Genomic DNA, 18,016 nt, shown 5'->3' with positions numbered 1-18,016 from the left:
TGCTGTATTGAAGCTGTCTCGTACTTCGTGTCATTAATATCTAGTAGCACAGACCCAAAATACTTCGATTGGGATTTCTGCTCATGCAGAGCGCGTCTCCTCACCTGCATGTGATTACTATACGTTATTTTTTATTACATTTCATTTAGGGATATCACTAGTTTCTATCCCCTAATGCTGACATAGCTTTTGTTAATTTAATTGATAGTGATTACTATTCTCTATTAGCAGTGTACACTAGTAGGATTGATAATTTTTCTTAAACCTTGAATGTAGGGAGATAGCGTATGAGAATTGAAAGCGATTCAATGGGCACGATTGAGGTGCCTGAGGATAAGTATTGGGGCGCCCAGACACAGCGCTCCATTCAAAACTTCCCGATTGGTGTAGCGCGCTTTAAATGGGGTCGCAGCATGATCCGCGCCTTAGGCATTCTAAAAAAATCCGCTGCAGAGGCCAATGACGAATTAGGCGAGATTGGGGCTGAGGTGGCTAAGCTCATTATCCAAGCCGCCGATGAGGTGATTGAGGGTAAATTAGATGCACACTTCCCGCTCGTTGTGTTTCAAACCGGATCCGGCACCCAGTCCAATATGAATTCCAATGAGGTCATCTCTAATCGTGCGATTGAACTAGCTGGCGGCAGCATGGGCTCCAAAATACCGGTTCACCCTAATGATCACGTAAACCGCGGTCAGTCTTCAAATGACACTTTCCCCACCGCCATGTATATTGCCACCGTTTTGGAGCTGAAGGAAACACTTTTCCCAGCCATTAAGGTTTTGCGTGATACCCTCGCCGCTAAAGCCGAGGCTTACAAAGAGATTGTCAAAACCGGTCGCACACATTTACAAGACGCCACACCGATTACCTTAGGTCAGGAGATTTCCAGCTGGGTCGCACAAATTGACTACGGCATGGAGTCTATTGAGCTCAATATGCAAGGCTTATACGATTTAGCCATTGGCGGCACGGCCGTCGGTACAGGCCTCAATGCACACCCGCAATTTGGTGAACTATGCGCAGCGAATATTGCTAAAGCGACTGGCTACCCTTTCCGTAGTGCGAAAAATAAATTCTTTGCCCTTTCCGCACATGATGCCCTAAGCGCAACCTCAGCCGCCTTACGCACACTGGCCATGGCTCTGATGAAAATGGCGAATGATGTGCGTTGGCTAGCGAGTGGCCCTCGCTGCGGTATCGGTGAAATTACGATTCCCGAAAATGAACCGGGCTCATCTATTATGCCAGGTAAAGTGAATCCCACGCAGGCGGAAGCGCTGACCATGGTGTGCGTGCAGGTCTTTGGTAATGACGCCGCTGTCGCCTTTGCCAATAGTCAAGGCAATTTCCAGTTAAATGTGTATAAGCCCGTGATGGTTCATAATGTACTTGAAAGCATTCAGCTCCTAGCGGATGCGGCATTGGCCTTTAATGATCATTGCGCTGTCGGTATTGAGCCCGAACTTGAAAAAATCAAGCAGAATCTAGAGAAAAATCTGATGCTTGTCACGGCCTTAAATAAGCATATTGGTTATGATAAAGCGGCTGAAATCGCCAAAAAAGCGCATCATAAAAAGCTGAGTCTACGCGAGTCGGCACTCGCACTTGGCTATTTAAGCGCTGAAGACTTTGATAAATATATTGTGCCACTTGATATGACGCATAATAACTAACGCGCTTTATCAAAAAAGCCTGATGGTATGTAAAGCATCATACCATCAGGCTAGTTTAGTTTAGCCACACGTTGCTAGCACGGCGCAAAAACTTACATGACTTAGCTTTCGTAGCGTTGCTCTAAAATTTCTAAAGCGGGTAACTTCTTACCTTCCAAAAACTCCAAGAAGGCACCACCACCCGTGGAGATATAACTCACCTTATCAGCGATACCGAATTTAGCTATTGCGGCTAGGGTGTCACCGCCCCCTGCAATAGAAAAGGCCTCACTCTCAGCAATGGCTTTTGCAATCACTTCCGTACCACCAGCAAAGGCATCAAATTCAAACACACCGACCGGACCATTCCAAACAATGGTGCCAGCTTTGCTTAACATACCAGCTAAGCTAGCCGCAGTTTTAGGACCAATATCAAAAATCATATCGTCTTCAGCCACTTCGGTAGCAGACTTTGTCTCAGCAGGCGTATCGGCGGCAAAGGCTTTGCCCACCACCACATCTTCGGGAATGGGCAGGTGTGCGTTGCGGCTAAGGATTTTCTTAATCACCGCCTCACTTTGTCCTAACTGTTCAGGCTCAGCTAAGGATTTTCCGATATTCAGACCCTCAGCCAACATAAAGGTATTGGCAATACCACCGCCCACAATCAGCTGATCGACTTTATCAGCTAAGCTTTCTAGAATCGACAATTTAGTGGACACCTTAGAACCACCCACAATAGCGACAAGCGGACGTTTAGGCTTTTCTAAGGCCACGCTTAAAGCGACTAATTCTGCCTCTAATAAGGGACCAGCGCAAGCAACGGGGGCAAATTTAGCGATACCATGGGTAGAGGCTTGGGCCCGGTGCGCTGTACCAAATGCGTCATTTACATAAACATCGCAGAGCTTAGCCATTTGTTGAGATAGCTCATCAGCGTTAGCCTTCTCACCAACATTGAGACGACAGTTTTCTAACACCACCACCTGACCGGGACTAACATCAACGCCATTAACCCAGTTCTGCACTAAGGGTACTGCTTGACCTAAAAGCTCAGCCATATGCGCTGCCACAGGTGCCAAACTATCCTCAGGACGAGCTTCTGTTCCTTCGACAGGGCGGCCTAAATGAGAGCAAACCATCACGGCTGCACCACTTTGCAAAGCCAGTTTAATCCCGGGGATTGAGGCTCGGATGCGTGTATCCTCGGTAATTTCGCCTTGACTATTAAAAGGCACGTTTAAGTCAGCGCGAATAAAGACACGCTTATTTTTTAATTCGCCCCGCTCAGCTAATGAAGCGAGTGTTTTAATTTTAAACATGAAGAGCTCCCAAAGACTCTGCTATATTTTAAATAGCGTTTAGCAGTAACAAAGCGGCATTCAATCCGTAGTTGAAATGCCGCCTTTGTCTTTTACTTAATTACTGATTTTCATTGTGAAATGAGTCGCCAGCTAATTACTTAGCATTCATCAAAGCCACTGTATTGTCCAGCATACGCTGAGAGAAGCCCCACTCGTTATCGTACCAAGAAGATACCTTGACCAGACGACCGCTAACCTTGGTTAGGGTGGCATCGTAAATACTGGATTCATTACTGTGATTAAAGTCGGTCGAAACTAGGGGCAGATCATTAAAGCCTAAGACACCCTTTAACTCACCCTCAGAGGCTGCTTTAAGAATGCGATTAACCTCATCAACCGTGGTTTCACGCTTAGCGATAAAGGATAAATCCACCATCGATACGTTAATGGTTGGTACCCGTACTGCATAACCGTCTAATTTACCATTTAACTCAGGTAATACCAAACCTAGCGCCTTGGCAGCACCGGTTTTGGTCGGAATCATATTCATTGAGGCTGAACGCGCACGACGCAAGTCCTTATGACGCACATCTAATAGCACCTGGTCATTGGTATAGGCGTGGATAGTTGTCATTAAACCATTTTCCACCCCAATAGCCTCATGTAAAGGCTTCACCAACGGGGCTAAGCAGTTAGTTGTACAAGAAGCAGCAGAAATCACCGTGTGTTCAGCTTTTAAAATATCCTGGTTAACACCGTAAACCACCGTTGCATCGACATCATCACCGCCAGGCGCTGAAATAATGACCTTTTTAGCGCCAGACTCTAAATGTACTTGCGCCTTGGCTTTACTAGTAAAAGCACCCGTACACTCCAACACCACGTCCACATCTAATTCACCCCAAGGCAATTCCTTAGGATCGCGGGTGGCAAACAAACGGATACGATCGCCATTAATCACAAAGTGATCGCCGTCTAACTGTACATCCGCATCAAAACGACCATGCGTGGTATCGTATTTTAATAAATGGGCATTAGTTTCAAAATCGCCGGACATATTAATCGCCACGATTTCGATATCATGCTTTTTATTGTTTTCGTAATGGGCACGTAAAACGTTACGACCAATACGACCAAAACCTGTAATAGCAACACGAATCGTCATTTTTCGACTCCTTATAAAAGATTCTTCACCGCTGCAACGACTTTCTCAGCCGTCAAGCCAAAATAATTAAATAACTCACCGGCCGGCGCTGATGCACCGTAACTATCGATACCAACAACCGCACCATCACGGCCTACATACTTATACCAAAGGTCGGTACTACCCGCCTCTACCGCCACCGTGGGTAAAGCCGGTGGCAACACTGCCTCACGATAGGCTTTGCTCTGACGATCAAAGACATTGGTTGAAGGCATGGACACCACACGTACAGCAATACCCTCAGCAGCTAATTGCTGTTGGGCTTTAATGGCAATTTCCACCTCAGAACCAGTGGCTACAATCACCGCTTGCGCATTATCCGCATCACTTAATACATAAGCACCCATGGCGATTTGTGCCAAGGCAGTCTCAGTTCTCGGCATAAATGGCAGATTTTGTCGGGAAAGTAGTAAAGCGCTAGGCCCGCCATCTTTAACCTGAGCCCCTACTGTTACTGGTCGCTCAACAGCAGAGCGCCAAGCAACCGCGGTCTCTACCGTATCGCATGGGCGCCAGACATCTAGATTAGGAATCAGTCTTAAGCTACTTGCATGCTCAATCGACTGGTGTGTCGGACCATCCTCACCCAAACCAATAGAGTCATGGGTAAAGATATGAATCACGCGCTGCTTCATCAAGGCCGCCATACGAATGGCATTACGCGAATAATCGGAAAAGGTCAGGAAGGTGCCGCCAAAAGGCAAATAACCACCATGTAAAGCCATACCGTTCATCATCGCTGCCATCGCAAATTCACGTACACCATAATTAATATGACGTCCGGCTGGCGTATCCTGACCGGCTCGGACGGCTACCGCACCCGACCAATCAGTAAAATTAGAACCAGTTAAGTCAGCGGAACCACCAATCAACTCAGGCAGCATCGCTTGCAAGGCCTCAATCACAAACTGCGAGGCCTTACGTGTTGCAACGGTTTCAGCTCGCTGCACGGTTTCATCTAAGAAAGCTTGAAAACGTACTGCGAAATCGGCTGGTAAATCACCCTGCATACGGCGCTCAAACTCTCGTGCCAACTCAGGATGAGCGGCACTGTAGGCAGCAAATTTATCCGCCCAAAGCGCTTCTTTTTGTGTACCCTGTTCGCGTAAATCCCATGCCGATTTAATGGCTTCCGGAATCTCAAAGGGCTCAGCATCCCAACCAATGGCTTGACGCGTGGCTTGAATTTCATCAGCTCCCAAAGGCGCACCATGCACCTTGGCCGTACCAGCCAATTTAGGCGAACCCTGACCGATAACAGTGCGACAGCAAATTAAGGTAGGACCACGATCAGCTTCAGCAGCCCAGGTTTTGGCTTGTTCAATCGCCGCACTCACCGCCTCAACATCATGCCCATCCACCTGCGGAATCACCTGCCAGCCGTAGCTTTCAAAACGCTTAGCGGTATCATCACTAAACCAAGGCTGCACCTCACCGTCAATCGAAATGCCATTATCATCGTACAGTACAATCAGCTTATTAAGCTTAAGCGTACCGGCTAATGAACATGCCTCATGCGAGATACCCTCCATCAAACAACCGTCACCCACAAATACATAGGTATTGTGATCAACAATCTCATGACCAGGACGATTAAACTCCTTGGCTAAAAGTTGCTCAGCCAAGGCAAAGCCAACCGAATTCGCTAAACCCTGCCCCAAAGGACCGGTGGTGGTCTCGACCCCAGCAGTAACAAAGTTTTCTGGATGACCAGGTGTTTTGGAATGTAATTGACGGAAGTTTTTAATCTCTTCTATCGGTAAATCATAACCACTCAAATGCAGCAATGAATAAAGTAGCATTGAGCCGTGACCGTTAGATAGTACAAAACGATCCCGATTAGGCCAAAGTGGATTATTTGGGTTGTGATTTAGATGACGCGTCCAAAGTGCAACAGCAATTTCAGCCATGCCCATGGGGGCGCCGGGATGCCCGGAATTGGCTTGTTGAACAGCGTCCATCGAAAGGGCGCGAATCGCATTTGCTAAATCCGTCGGTTGAATACCTGAGGAAGAGTTCATATCCGTCCTATATCAGAAATTTTGTGATAAGTGGCTTATAATTTAAGCAAATTATTGTGGTTTAACATTCTATCATTTATCCTTTGTTCCATGGAGCTTTATGTCCCTACCCCGCTTTTTCTATCCCGCCCCCTTAGCCACTAACGAGACTGTGGTGTTACCGCAGGAGATTGCTAATCATGCAGGGCGTAGCTTACGTTTACGTGATGGTGATGGGATAGTTTTATTTAATGGTCAAGGCGGGGAGTTTGCAGCACAGTTATTTTTTGACAATGGCGTAGCCAAAGCTCGTATCGGCACTTTCACTGCAGACAACCGTTTACCAGGTGGACACCTTGCCATTGCCCAGGCCCTACCGAGCGGCGATAAAATGGACTGGATTATAGAAAAAAATAGCGAGCTGGGAGTGCTTGCGATTCATCCACTAAAGGCAGAACGTTCGATATTACAGCTAAGCGGCAATCGCCTACAAAAGCGCCTACAGCGCTGGCAAAGCATCGCCAATAGCTCAGCTGAGCAATGCGGTCGCAATCTCCCCTTGGCAGTGAGTGATGTTAGCTCAGTAAAGCAGTTTTTAGAGCAGCAATCCTATGATTTACTGCTACTCTGTCATCATGAAAATGGCAGCAAACTCAGCGATTATTTAATGCAGCACCGAGACCACTTAGCGCCGGAGACACTGGCTTCGATTTGTTTATTGATCGGGCCTGAAGGTGGTTGGTCAGATAATGAACTGGCCCTCTTTGCTGCCTATGGCCAAGACCACAGCAGTCGCTCCACCTTGCAAAAAGTGATTTGGGGCGAGCGCATATTCAGAACTGAAACCGCCGGGCTTGCTCTGGCCTCTGCCTGCCTAGCCCTATTAGACTGGAACTGATTGCACTTCCACCCTAGCTCTTACAATTCAGGCTTCGGAAGCAACGTCCCGAAGCCTGACAGCAACTAAAGCAAGCTTGACTTAATTACTCGTCAATCTCCCCATAACGCGTGGGTGCCCTACCAGGCTCAGGTGCCTCATGCGGACCAACATGCTCCACAAAATAAGCAAAACGGCGCCCCTTGCTCTCAGCAAATTTAGTCACATCCTGCAAGATGCCATCTAACTGCCCAGCAAACTCTCGCAACGCATCATCCTCTGAATGCAGACTCTGGAGCCAGAGTACCATGCCTTTTTTCTGATCCGTGTTAGTTTCATTAAGACAGTCCAATAAGGCGTCTGTATCCGAACCGAAAAAAGATGGATAATCAACCGCCTTAGATATTGCACGTAATACAGCTGAAACATTACGCGCTTTATCACAATTAACATTAAAAAAGGTCAAACCTTGGGAAGCAGCCAACTCACTGACCGCTTCAAGCTGGGCAAGCTCCTCTGGAATCGCACCACCTACTGCAAAGACTTGCTCTAAGCTTGTCGCTGTTTTTTTGACCATCCCATCTCCTCAAACAAGCAATAACTGAGATACTAATTTCAATTTTAAAATAATTTGACCCTAGGATGCACGGGTATTTGCATCAACCACAGCCAAGACTGTCATATTAATAATTCGTCTTACCGTTGCACTGGAAGTCAAAATATGCACCGGTTTTTTACATCCTAAAAGAAAAGGACCGATGGATACATTACTGCCAACAGAAGACTTTAATAAGTTATACGCAATATTACCACTTTGCATATCAGGACAAATCACTAAATTAGCACTCCCAGTCAATGGTGAATCCGGCATACGCTTCTTGCGTAAAGCCTCATTCAGCGCCATATCGCCGTGCATTTCCCCATCAATTTCAAGCGCTGGATCACGCTCACGGATGATTTCTAATGCTTTACGCATTTTTTCACCAGAAATCGGAAAATCCGTACCATAGTCTGAAGACGATAACAGTGCTACCTTAGGGTTGATTTTAATATGTCTCAACTCGGCAGCAGCCATTAAGGTGATCTCAGCAATTTCTTCAGGCGTGGGATCTGGATTAACATGTGTATCGGCTATGGCAATCACTCGCTCAGGTAGGATTAATAAGCTTAGCGCACCGTAGGTACTAACATTTTCATCCATCCCTAAGACCTGATCAATCCACTGCAAATGACCGGTATAGGTGCCGACCGTACCACAAATCATGCCATCAGCCTCACCAAGGTGCATCAACATCGCACCAATCAAGGTCATGCGTCGACGCATTTCGACACGTGCAAGCTCTTGGCTCACACCGGCACGCTTACGCATCTCCCAATAAGACTGCCAATACACCTTGTAGCGATCATCCATCTCAGGATTTACCACTTCTACTTGCGTCTCTAAATCAATGCGTAATCCGTACTGCTTAATACGCTTAGCTAAGACCTCAGGTCGACCCACTAAGATCGGTGCGCAAATTTTTTCGTCTAACAATACTTGCACCGCACGTAACACACGCTCATCCTCACCCTCGGTAAAGACGATACGAGATTTCTTATCCTGTTCGATATTAAATTGACGCGCCATCGTAAATAGAGGGCGCATAAAGGCACCTGAGTGATAAACAAACTCTTTTAAGTTACCGATATACTCATCAAAATCCGCAATCGGACGTGTGGCCACCCCATCTTCCATCGCGGCTTTCGCAACGGCTGGCGCAATGCGGGTAATTAAGCGCGGATCTAAGGGCTTCGGAATCAAGTATTCGGGACCAAAGGATACCTCCGTCACCTCATAAGCTGCCGCCACACGCTCATTTTGTTCCTCTTGAGCCAAATTACAAATCGCATGCACGCAAGCAATTTCCATATTACGCGTAATGCTGATAGCACCGACATCGAGTGCACCACGGAAAATATAGGGGAAACAAAGTACGTTATTAACCTGATTCGGGTAATCAGAACGACCGGTTGCAATCACCGCATCCGGACGCACCTCTTTGGCTAACTCTGGCAGAATTTCAGGATTCGGATTTGCTAAGGCTAAGATTAAGGGTTGCGCAGCCATTTTTTTAACCATATCCTGCTTTAACACGCCCCCTGCGGATAGACCCAAGAAGACATCAGCGCCATCAATAATCTGATCAAGGGTACGCAGCGAGGTTTCTTGAGCGTAACGCGCCTTTTTCTCATCCATCAACAAGGTACGACCCTTGTAAACAACCCCCTCAATATCGCTCACCCAGATATTCTCAAGCGGCACACCTAAATCCACTAACAAATCCAGACAGGCTAAGGCTGCTGCGCCGGCGCCGGACACCACCAACTTCACCTCATCGATAGCTTTATCAACCACCTTAAGACCATTAATAAAGGCGGCAGCTACACAAATCGCCGTACCATGCTGATCATCATGGAATACAGGAATACGCATGCGCTCGCGTAATTTTTGCTCAACTATAAAACACTCTGGCGCTTTAATATCCTCTAAGTTAATGCCACCGAAGGTAGGCTCTAATCCAGCGATAATTTCAACTAATTTCTCCGGATCCTTTTCATTAATTTCAATATCAAAGCAATCAATCCCGGCGAACTTCTTAAATAGTACAGCCTTACCCTCCATCACAGGCTTAGAGGCTAAGGCACCGATCTCGCCCAAGCCTAAGACCGCCGTACCATTAGTAATAACGCCCACCAGGTTACCGCGCGCTGTATACAGGCTAGCGTTGGCGGCGTCCTTAACAATTTCGTCACAAGCCGCAGCCACACCCGGGGAATAAGCTAAGGCCAAGTCCCGCTGGTTAGCCAGCTTTTTAGTCGGTTCTACCGAAATCTTACCCGGCTTACCCTGTCGGTGATAAAACAAGGCGGCTTCGCGCAACGTATCGTCCATTGATAAAATCCTTAATTCTTGAAAGTGATGATGAAATAATGACAGCGGACGCGCTATCAACACAGGGGATGACAGCAATTCAGCGTACTCGCTAATTTATACTCAATACTAACGTATTATTTAATGAATTACATTAAAAAGTCTTGAATAGCTCGTCAAAGTAGGGATACATGCCCGCTGGGTCGAATAATTGCTTAATTTCTAGATCCGCTTCACCCCCGCAAAGCCCCTCAGCATAGCCCTGTTGCCACTCTGCAGCTGTCCGCAAAAGGCGCTGGAGCGGAGGTATTTTGCGTATTACCAAAGATTGTACCCATAACAAACTGCCACGATGCCCTAAAAATACCCGAGCGATATTCGGATCGACATGCTTATTGTGTAAGGCATCGAAGCGATATGCATAAGGCCAAATCGGTGCTTCAAGTGCCTCCCGAATCTGAGTTTGCTGCAACATCTCAAATAACCGTGGAATGGCTTTATGTAAAATGGCAATGTTTAAAGGTGCGGTATCATTTACTCCAAAGCCACCCACCACCGCCTTATCGCCATTGGCAAAAACCACCTGAATACGCTCTACCCCAGATAAAAAACTAAGTCCAGGACGCATATCATGATAATGAGGATCAGCAAACCATTGCGCCAAATTAAGCAGTGGCGGCACCCCTCTGAACTGCTCATAACCCTGCTCAAGTAATGTACCCACCAAGGTGGTCGCGGGGGCAAGACAAGCCTCTTCACTGAAAAAATCAGGCTCCTCCATGGTCTGCGGCAGCTTTAACCACAAGCCGGGGCGACCAATTAAGGCATCAAAGGGTAGCGTGCCATCTAGCACCAAGGCAATATCATACTGCTCAGCCAAGGCGCGCACATGGTCAAAATCAAGTGTCCGCTCTAATTGCAAACGTGCCTGCGGATAACCATCGCTACTCTCAGCTAGACTCTCCCATGCCCCATGCACAAAACGTCGGAGCCGATTGCAAAACAAAGACCATGCCTCATCGGCAGCGGCGTTGTGTATTTTTAAAAAAGAACGTCTATCCATAAGCTAGCACATGCAAATTTTAAACTGTGTCTCTCCATAGCAAAGCAGGCAATCGAACAAGTATAATGGTAAAACTTTTTGCTATCTAATCATATTGGCTTAGTCCAGCTATTTTTATATCAGGCATTGATATCTATGTTTAAACCAGCTAATCGTGTTGCAGAATCGGTCACTTTCCATGCTGTTGAGTTTGCCAAGAAGGCACAAGCATTACGTGAAGCCGGCCGTGATATTATCAGTTTAAGTATCGGCGAGCCCGATTTTACCGCACCACCACTGGTGTGCGAGACGCTTATCAAGGCCACCGAAAATGGTCTCAGTGGCTACAGCGCAACCCTAGGCTTGGAGCCTCTACGTCTCTGCATTGCCGATTATTATAATGAGCAATTCGGCAGCAATATTAGCCACCAACAAGTGATTATCACAACCGGGGCCTCTGGGGCTTTATTACTGGCGGCTCAGACCCTATTAAATCCAGGGGATGAGGTCTTAATGCCCGATCCCTATTATCCGGCTAATTTTAATTTTATTTTGACTGCTGGTGCCACAACTAAACTCATCCCTTGCACGCCAGAGAATCGCTTTCAGCTATCGGCTGAGAATATCAAAGCCAATTGGGGACCTAAAACACGTGCAGTCTTAATTGCCTCGCCGAGCAACCCGACCGGCACCAGCATCACTGAAGAAGAGCTAGCTAAAATCTGCGCTACCGTGAAGTCACTCGGTGGTATTGTGATTTTAGATGAGATTTACTTAGGTTTAAGCTATGACCATCAGGCTAAATCAGGGCTTGCACACGACCCAGAAATTGTGGTGATTAATAGCTTTTCCAAGTTTTTTAACATGACCGGTTGGCGTCTAGGCTGGATTATTGCTCCAGAGCATTTGGTGCCAGCCTTTGAAAAAATCTCCAGTAGTTTGACGATTTGTGCTCCTACCCTCGCCCAACATGCGGCTATTTCATGCTTTGCTCCAGAGTCCATGGCGATTTATGAAAAAAGACGTGCCGCCTTTAAAGAGCGTCGTGATTACTTACTACCTGAATTGGCGCGCTTAGGCATTGAGGTCCCAGTAAAACCAGATGGGGCGTTTTATATTTATTGCGATATTAGTAAATTTAGTGATAATAGCGTTGATTTTGCCAACCAACTATTAGAAAAAGCGGGTATTGCCACGGTACCAGGACTAGATTTTGGTCCTGCCCATGCGAAGAAAATGCTCCGTCTTTCTTATGCCACCGGCATTGAGCAATTAAAAATCGCAGTACAACGATTAGAGGATTTTTTAGGTGAAATATAAGGATCTCAGAGATTTTCTCCAACAATTAAAGCAACGCGGACAATTAAAAGCTATCGATATTGCCATTTCCACCGACTTGGAAATGACTGAGATCAGTGACCGTGTGTTGCGTGCTGAGGGTCCTGCCCTGCTATTTAATTACGCCCAGCACCAGGGACAAAAAGCCTCCATGCCGGTCTTGACCAATCTGTTCGGCACCCCTGAACGCGTTGCGTGGGGAATGGGGGCCGAAGATATTTCAGCCTTAACAGAAGTCGGTGAGTTGCTAGCTGAATTGCGTGAACCGCAACCACCACGCGGCCTTAAGGACGCATTTTCAAAGGTCTCCATGCTAAAGTCGGCGCTGTGGGATATGGCACCTAGGGTTCAACGCTCTGCACCTTGTCAGGAGATTGTACTAGAGGGCGATGCCGTGGATTTAAACCAGCTGCCGATTCAGACCTGCTGGCCTGGTGATGTCGCACCCTTAATCACATGGGGTTTAGTGATTACCAAGGGGCCTCATGCAAAGCGTCAAAATCTCGGTATTTATCGACAGCAATTACTAGGACCTAATAAGCTGATTATGCGTTGGTTGTCGCATCGCGGCGGTGCCTTGGACTTTCGTGATCATGCGCTTGCCAATCCTGGCAAGCCCTTTCCAATCAGCGTTGCCCTAGGAGCGGATCCAGCCACCATCTTGGGCGCAGTGACACCCGTACCAGACAGCTTATCAGAATATCAATTTGCTGGCCTACTCAGAGGCTCACGCACCGAGTTAGTTAAGTCGATCGGCAATGAGCTACAGGTGCCCGCTAGTGCCGAAATTGTACTTGAAGGCCATATATTGCCAAGCAACCATCCCGCTGCCATTGCCCCACATCTAAGTGAGGAAATGCCGCCTATGCCGGGGGGCTTTTTAGCCAATTATGAGCTGGCCTTAGAGGGACCTTATGGCGATCATACCGGCTACTATAATGAGCAGGACTGGTTCCCAGTGTTTACCGTGGAGCGCATTACCATGCGCAAAAACCCCATTTACCACAGCACCTACACAGGCAAACCACCTGATGAACCAGCCGTTTTAGGCGTAGCACTCAATGAGGTATTTGTGCCGCTGCTACGTAAGCAATTACCCGAGATCGTGGATTTCTATCTACCACCCGAGGGTTGTAGTTATCGCATGGCAGTGGTGTCCATCCGCAAGCAATATGCTGGTCATGCCAAGCGCGTGATGTTTGGTGTGTGGAGTATTTTGCGTCAATTTATGTACACGAAATTTATCGTGGTAGTGGATGAAGATGTCAATACCCGTGACTGGAAAGAGGTCATCTGGGCCATGACCACACGCATGGATCCAGCCCGTGATACGCTGTTAGTAGAAAATACCCCTATTGATTATCTGGACTTTGCCTCCCCCGTATCCGGTCTTGGGGGTAAAATGGGCATGGACGCCACCAACAAATGGCCCGGTGAAACCGATAGAGAATGGGGTATTCCCATCACCATGAAGTCCGAGGTCAAGCAGCGCGTCGATGCTTTGTGGCAGCAGCTAGGTTTTTAATTTATTTTATTAAAAACAAAGCCTTAGCTTACATAGCGGCGCAGTATAAATTAAAATATAGCGCTTAACTCCTGATTTTCAGGCATAAGCGCTTTAGTACTTTGTGCGCCAAAATACATATTCACTGACATCATCTTCACCTAAGAAGCGACGATTTTTATATACATGAAAGCACCTGAATTATTACTACCTGCTGGCGGCTTAGAACGCATGCGTGCTGCCTATGATTACGGCGCAGATGCCGTCTATGCCGGTAGCCCGCGCTACTCCTTGCGTGTGCGTAATAACGAATTCGCCAAACTAACTGTGTTAGAGCAAGCGATTACTGAGGCCCATCAACGCAATAAAAAGTTCTACCTGACGGTTAACACCTTACCGCACAACAACAAACTAAAGACTTTTTTAAGTGATATGGAGCCGCTGATTGCGATGCGACCTGATGCGCTGATTATGGCAGACCCTGGTTTAATTATGATGGTGCGTGAGCGTTGGCCGGACATGCCAATTCACTTATCAGTGCAAGCCAATACCACCAATTACTGGGGTGTACGCTTCTGGCAAAGCGTCGGTATTGAACGCATTATTTTATCGCGCGAACTTTCAATTAAGGAAATCGCTGAGATCCGCCAGGAAGTACCTGATATGGAGCTTGAGGTTTTTGTGCATGGCGCCCTCTGTATCGCCTACTCCGGTCGCTGCTTATTGTCAGGTTATTTTAACCATCGTGATCCGAACCAAGGCACCTGTACCAATGCTTGTCGTTGGAACTACACGGTCTATGATTCAGCGGAGGATCATAGCGGCACGCCTGAACCCGCCCTATTACAAGGCTTTAACTTCGAACACGCCAAAGAGGAGGCCGACAGCCTCTTTGAGGGAATTAATGGCCAACAACGTCACCCCTTAGCTGATAAGGTGTATTTCATCGAAGAAACCAATCGTCCCGGCTCCTATATGCCGATTATGGAGGACGAGCATGGCACCTATATCATGAACTCTAAGGATTTACGAGCGATTGAATCAGTTGCCAAACTGGCGGAAATCGGTGTCGACTCACTGAAAATTGAGGGACGCACCAAGTCTGTTTACTACGTCGCCAGAGCAGCACAAAGTTATCGCCGTGCGATTGATGATGCAGTTGCGGGTAGACCGTTTGATTACAGCTTATTAGCTGATCTCGAAGGTCTGGCTAATCGCGGCTACACCAGTGGCTTTCTAGAGCGACACCAAACGCAAGATTATCAAAACTACCTAAGCGGTCACTCCATCTCAAAACGCAGTCAGTTTGTCGGTCAGGTCACTGAAATTGATGAAAATGGCTGGGCCATGATTGATGTCAAAAACCACTTCAGAGTGGGTGATGAAATTGAGATTATCCATCCAAGCGGCAATAAAACGGTACGTTTGGAGCAAATGCTACGCAATGGTGAGCCTACTGAGGTGGCCGCCGGTAGTGGTATTTTTGTGCAAATCCCTAATATGCAAGGCATGGACAATGCCTTAATCGCCCGCATCCTACCGGATGAAGCTCGACGTGAGGCCCAAGTTGAGACGCTAAGCAATTAAGGCACTAAGCGCTATCATAAAAAAATGGCAGTGGATTCAATTTTCCAACTGCCATTTTTTATGCCTAACAGCCTTGGTGTTTAGCTACGACGACGCAGCAGTCTGCGTCTAACACGCTGTCTTTGCGCTGGACTGTCTGGGCGAGTGCCTTGGACAGCTCGTTCTGCAGCGTCCAGATAAAGCGCCTCATCCTCAGCCTTCAACGGCATCGAATGCGCCCGCACACGTGGCCCCGTCAATGGTGTCTTACGCGCAGCCTCACGTCGAATAGCACGCTTGCGACTGTTGACAAACCAGGCTGCCAAGCCAAACGCTAAAGGACGCCATAAAGACGAGCGCGTACGCTTAACCCCCTGTCTTAATAATTGCGCCACTGCCCAACTAATCGCCGGATGACGATCAACATAAGCAAACAAACGGCTAGCGCTGCGGCTTTGGTCAAATCGCTCGACGGCGCCTTCAAACAGGTTGTTTTTGATTGTGGATGGCTTAACATCATAGATCAAGCGCTGACCCTGTAAACCGATCAACTCACGCTCGGCATAAATTTTAGCCATTAAGAGCGCTTTACGCTTATCCGGCTGCTGAGATTTTTTTACCTGATTCGTCATCTTAAACCTCCCTTGACCCTGCACTTGTATCCGAGCGGGATGCCGCAGGACTAAATGGCGGTGCCGTCAGCATCTCACCCTTAAGCTTAGCCGCATCATCTTTAAGCACTTGCACACTTGCCGCAAAGGGTTTGCTATCCGTAAATAACGCTTTTAATTTGGCGATACAAGCTAAGGCCAACACTGCATAGAGCACTGTCACACCACCGACGACGGCATAACGATAAGGACTATCCCATAACAGCATCAATGCTAAAAAGGACAACCCCAAGAGAAAAAACATGCCTAAAATTGCCGCTGCCACACCAAACACCACAGCACTTACAAAACGCTTGCGCTCCTCAACCAGCTCGAGCCCAAATAACTCCGCTCGATTACTTAGGGTGGCGGCGATCGTATTAACTAAATCTTTTGAATCCTGAGCTAAGGACATAATGACTCACCTTTTATTAAACACTAAAAAGGCGCTAAGGCTATCTAGAAACACCTAGACTTAGCACTAGCGCCAATTTAGCTATCTACGGGAATCTATTTAAATTGCTAAAATAAAAGCTAATAACAACTAAAAAGATTAGCGACGACCAATAATAACGCCTAATAATAAAGCAGCAACACTGGCAATACCGATGGTAGTCCAAGGGTTTTGGTGTACATAATCATCTGCCTCTTCGGCAAATTGATGACCACGGTCCACCATATCATCTCTAAACTCAAGCGCGCTGTCGTACATATCGTCGACATAGTCATGACCTTGCTCATATAGTCTGGCGGCAGTGCGTTTACCCTTGCTATAGTGGCGCTCGGCCCAGTCCTTACCCTGGTCAACCAGCTCTTTACCTTGATCGACAATGCTATCCTTGGCATCTTCAAAACTACCGTAAGCTGCTTCTAGTGTTTCACGTGCTTTAGCGCGTAGCTCCTTAGCTTTGGCTTCATTTGCAGATTTGGCTTCACCAAGAATCTTTTCCGCATCCTTAATCGCAGCTTGTAAGCTTTCTAATAATTCTTCTTCTGTTTGTTGAACCGTGTCTTTGATATTTTCAATATTCTTTTTCGCATTATTTGTAGTGGCCATTTTACTCTCCTTCAATCAGTTTAATGTTAAATGACTATAACTATGTTTTAACGCAAAACAGTTGCTATCATCAAGCAAAGAGTTAAATTATTACCCTTAGCAATATTTGCTGACAAGAACCGAATATCAATGGTATAGGCTCGTTTAATCCTTTTGTCGAGTCCCGAAAATACGATCACCAGCATCACCCAGGCCTGGCAGAATATAGTTATTCGCATCTAAGCCCTCATCAATGGCAGCGGTATAAATTTGCACATCAGGATGCTTAGAAAGCACGGCATCAATACCTTTGGGTGCAGCCGTTAGCACCAAGGCACGCACTTCCCTACAACCGGCTTGCTTTAGCATATCGATAGTCGCCACCATGGAGCCACCCGTTGCTAACATCGGATCAATAATAATTGCCAAACGCTGGTCTAAATCATCAACCAATTTTTTTAAATAAGTCGCTGCTTCAAACGTTTTTTCATCACGGGCAATCCCCACCGCACTCACCTTGGCACCGGGAATTAAGGTTAATACGCCCTCTAACATACCAATACCCGCACGTAAAATTGGCACCACCGTGACTTTTTTCCCGCTCAGCTTTTGTACCTTAACCGGACCACACCAACCCTGCACCTCATGCTCTTCCAAGGCAAAATCCTTAGTCGCCTCATAGGTTAACAAAGTGGTTACCTCGCCTGCCAACTCCCTAAAACTCTTAGTACTTAAATTAATCTCGCGCATCAAACCGAGTTTGTGTTGCACTAAAGGATGCTTAACCTCATGAATAGCCATAAAATCTCCGCAAAATTGGGGGGGGTGTGTTAATTTTTTTGTTAAGGCTTAGTCTATCAAAAAAAGACACACTTTCTCATCTCTGTGATAATTTTTTTGCTACGCGGAGAGCGTTAATAATCACACTA

General features: G+C 46.9%; 15 protein-coding genes. 5 read left to right on the top strand and 10 right to left on the bottom strand.

From position 1 onward, the window contains the following. The first annotated feature begins 287 nt into the window (after positions 1 to 287). Complete coding sequence (gene fumC / locus HMPREF3144_RS08420; protein ID WP_070477412.1) at positions 288 to 1,676, top strand: class II fumarate hydratase; 1,389 nt, start codon at positions 288 to 290, stop codon at positions 1,674 to 1,676. Between the two features lie 101 nt (positions 1,677 to 1,777). On the opposite strand, the gene HMPREF3144_RS08415 is transcribed toward fumC, so the two are convergent. From HMPREF3144_RS08415 to tkt, 3 genes are all read right to left on the bottom strand, one after another. After that, on the bottom strand, positions 1,778 to 2,977 hold the full coding sequence (locus HMPREF3144_RS08415; RefSeq protein ID WP_018026793.1) for a phosphoglycerate kinase: 1,200 nt from the start codon (positions 2,975 to 2,977) through the stop codon (positions 1,778 to 1,780). Positions 2,978 to 3,113: 136 nt separating this feature from the next. After that, on the bottom strand, positions 3,114 to 4,124 hold the full coding sequence (gene gap / locus HMPREF3144_RS08410; protein WP_070477410.1) for a type I glyceraldehyde-3-phosphate dehydrogenase: 1,011 nt from the start codon (positions 4,122 to 4,124) through the stop codon (positions 3,114 to 3,116). Between the two features lie 11 nt (positions 4,125 to 4,135). Beyond that, entirely contained in the window at positions 4,136 to 6,184 is a 2,049-nt protein-coding gene (gene tkt / locus HMPREF3144_RS08405; RefSeq protein WP_070469822.1) for a transketolase, read from the bottom strand. A gap of 100 nt (positions 6,185 to 6,284) precedes the next feature. On the opposite strand from tkt, the gene HMPREF3144_RS08400 reads away from it, so the two are divergent. After that, complete coding sequence (locus tag HMPREF3144_RS08400) at positions 6,285 to 7,061, top strand: 16S rRNA (uracil(1498)-N(3))-methyltransferase (RefSeq protein WP_070477408.1); 777 nt, start codon at positions 6,285 to 6,287, stop codon at positions 7,059 to 7,061. Between the two features lie 85 nt (positions 7,062 to 7,146). Here the strand turns inward: HMPREF3144_RS08400 and HMPREF3144_RS08395 are convergent, their stop codons facing one another. The 3 genes from HMPREF3144_RS08395 to HMPREF3144_RS08385 form a co-directional block, all read right to left on the bottom strand. Further along, positions 7,147 to 7,617 carry a barstar family protein gene (locus tag HMPREF3144_RS08395; protein WP_070477406.1) on the bottom strand — a complete coding sequence of 157 codons (471 nt, stop codon included), beginning with the start codon at positions 7,615 to 7,617 and terminating at the stop codon, positions 7,147 to 7,149. A gap of 60 nt (positions 7,618 to 7,677) precedes the next feature. Continuing rightward, entirely contained in the window at positions 7,678 to 9,972 is a 2,295-nt protein-coding gene (locus HMPREF3144_RS08390) for an NADP-dependent malic enzyme (protein WP_018026798.1), read from the bottom strand. Between the two features lie 133 nt (positions 9,973 to 10,105). Continuing rightward, positions 10,106 to 11,014 carry a hypothetical protein gene (locus HMPREF3144_RS08385; RefSeq protein WP_070477404.1) on the bottom strand — a complete coding sequence of 303 codons (909 nt, stop codon included), beginning with the start codon at positions 11,012 to 11,014 and terminating at the stop codon, positions 10,106 to 10,108. A gap of 135 nt (positions 11,015 to 11,149) precedes the next feature. Here HMPREF3144_RS08385 and HMPREF3144_RS08380 point away from each other — a divergent pair, with 135 nt between their 5' ends. From HMPREF3144_RS08380 to yegQ, 3 genes are all read left to right on the top strand, one after another. Continuing rightward, positions 11,150 to 12,313 (top strand): pyridoxal phosphate-dependent aminotransferase, encoded by a 1,164-nt coding sequence (locus HMPREF3144_RS08380; RefSeq protein ID WP_018026800.1) that lies wholly within the window; start codon positions 11,150 to 11,152, stop codon positions 12,311 to 12,313. Continuing rightward, positions 12,303 to 13,856: a UbiD family decarboxylase gene (locus HMPREF3144_RS08375; protein ID WP_070477402.1), complete on the top strand. Its 1,554-nt coding sequence runs from the start codon at positions 12,303 to 12,305 to the stop codon at positions 13,854 to 13,856. Before HMPREF3144_RS08380 ends, HMPREF3144_RS08375 begins: the two co-directional genes overlap by 11 nt. Positions 13,857 to 14,021: 165 nt before the next feature. Beyond that, the gene (yegQ, locus tag HMPREF3144_RS08370) at positions 14,022 to 15,422 is read left to right on the top strand and encodes a prephenate-dependent tRNA uridine(34) hydroxylase TrhP (RefSeq protein ID WP_070477399.1); all 1,401 of its coding nucleotides are present in this window, start codon (positions 14,022 to 14,024) and stop codon (positions 15,420 to 15,422) included. An 80-nt stretch (positions 15,423 to 15,502) separates the two neighbouring features. On the opposite strand, the gene HMPREF3144_RS08365 is transcribed toward yegQ, so the two are convergent. From HMPREF3144_RS08365 to upp, 4 genes are all read right to left on the bottom strand, one after another. Then, positions 15,503 to 16,033: a hypothetical protein gene (locus tag HMPREF3144_RS08365; protein WP_018026803.1), complete on the bottom strand. Its 531-nt coding sequence runs from the start codon at positions 16,031 to 16,033 to the stop codon at positions 15,503 to 15,505. Position 16,034: 1 nt separating this feature from the next. Beyond that, positions 16,035 to 16,466 (bottom strand): phage holin family protein, encoded by a 432-nt coding sequence (locus HMPREF3144_RS08360; protein ID WP_018026804.1) that lies wholly within the window; start codon positions 16,464 to 16,466, stop codon positions 16,035 to 16,037. A 138-nt stretch (positions 16,467 to 16,604) separates the two neighbouring features. After that, positions 16,605 to 17,108 carry an ElaB/YgaM/YqjD family protein gene (locus HMPREF3144_RS08355; RefSeq protein ID WP_018026805.1) on the bottom strand — a complete coding sequence of 168 codons (504 nt, stop codon included), beginning with the start codon at positions 17,106 to 17,108 and terminating at the stop codon, positions 16,605 to 16,607. Between the two features lie 144 nt (positions 17,109 to 17,252). Beyond that, positions 17,253 to 17,888 (bottom strand): uracil phosphoribosyltransferase, encoded by a 636-nt coding sequence (gene upp, locus HMPREF3144_RS08350; RefSeq protein WP_018026806.1) that lies wholly within the window; start codon positions 17,886 to 17,888, stop codon positions 17,253 to 17,255. Between the last annotated feature and the right edge of the window lie 128 nt (positions 17,889 to 18,016).

It is taken from the genome of Oligella sp. HMSC05A10 (assembly GCF_001808335.1).
Taxonomy (GTDB): Bacteria; Pseudomonadota; Gammaproteobacteria; order Burkholderiales; family Burkholderiaceae_B; genus Oligella; species Oligella urethralis.
Note: the sequence above shows the minus strand (reverse complement) of the source record. Positions and strands in the feature narration are given on the sequence as shown.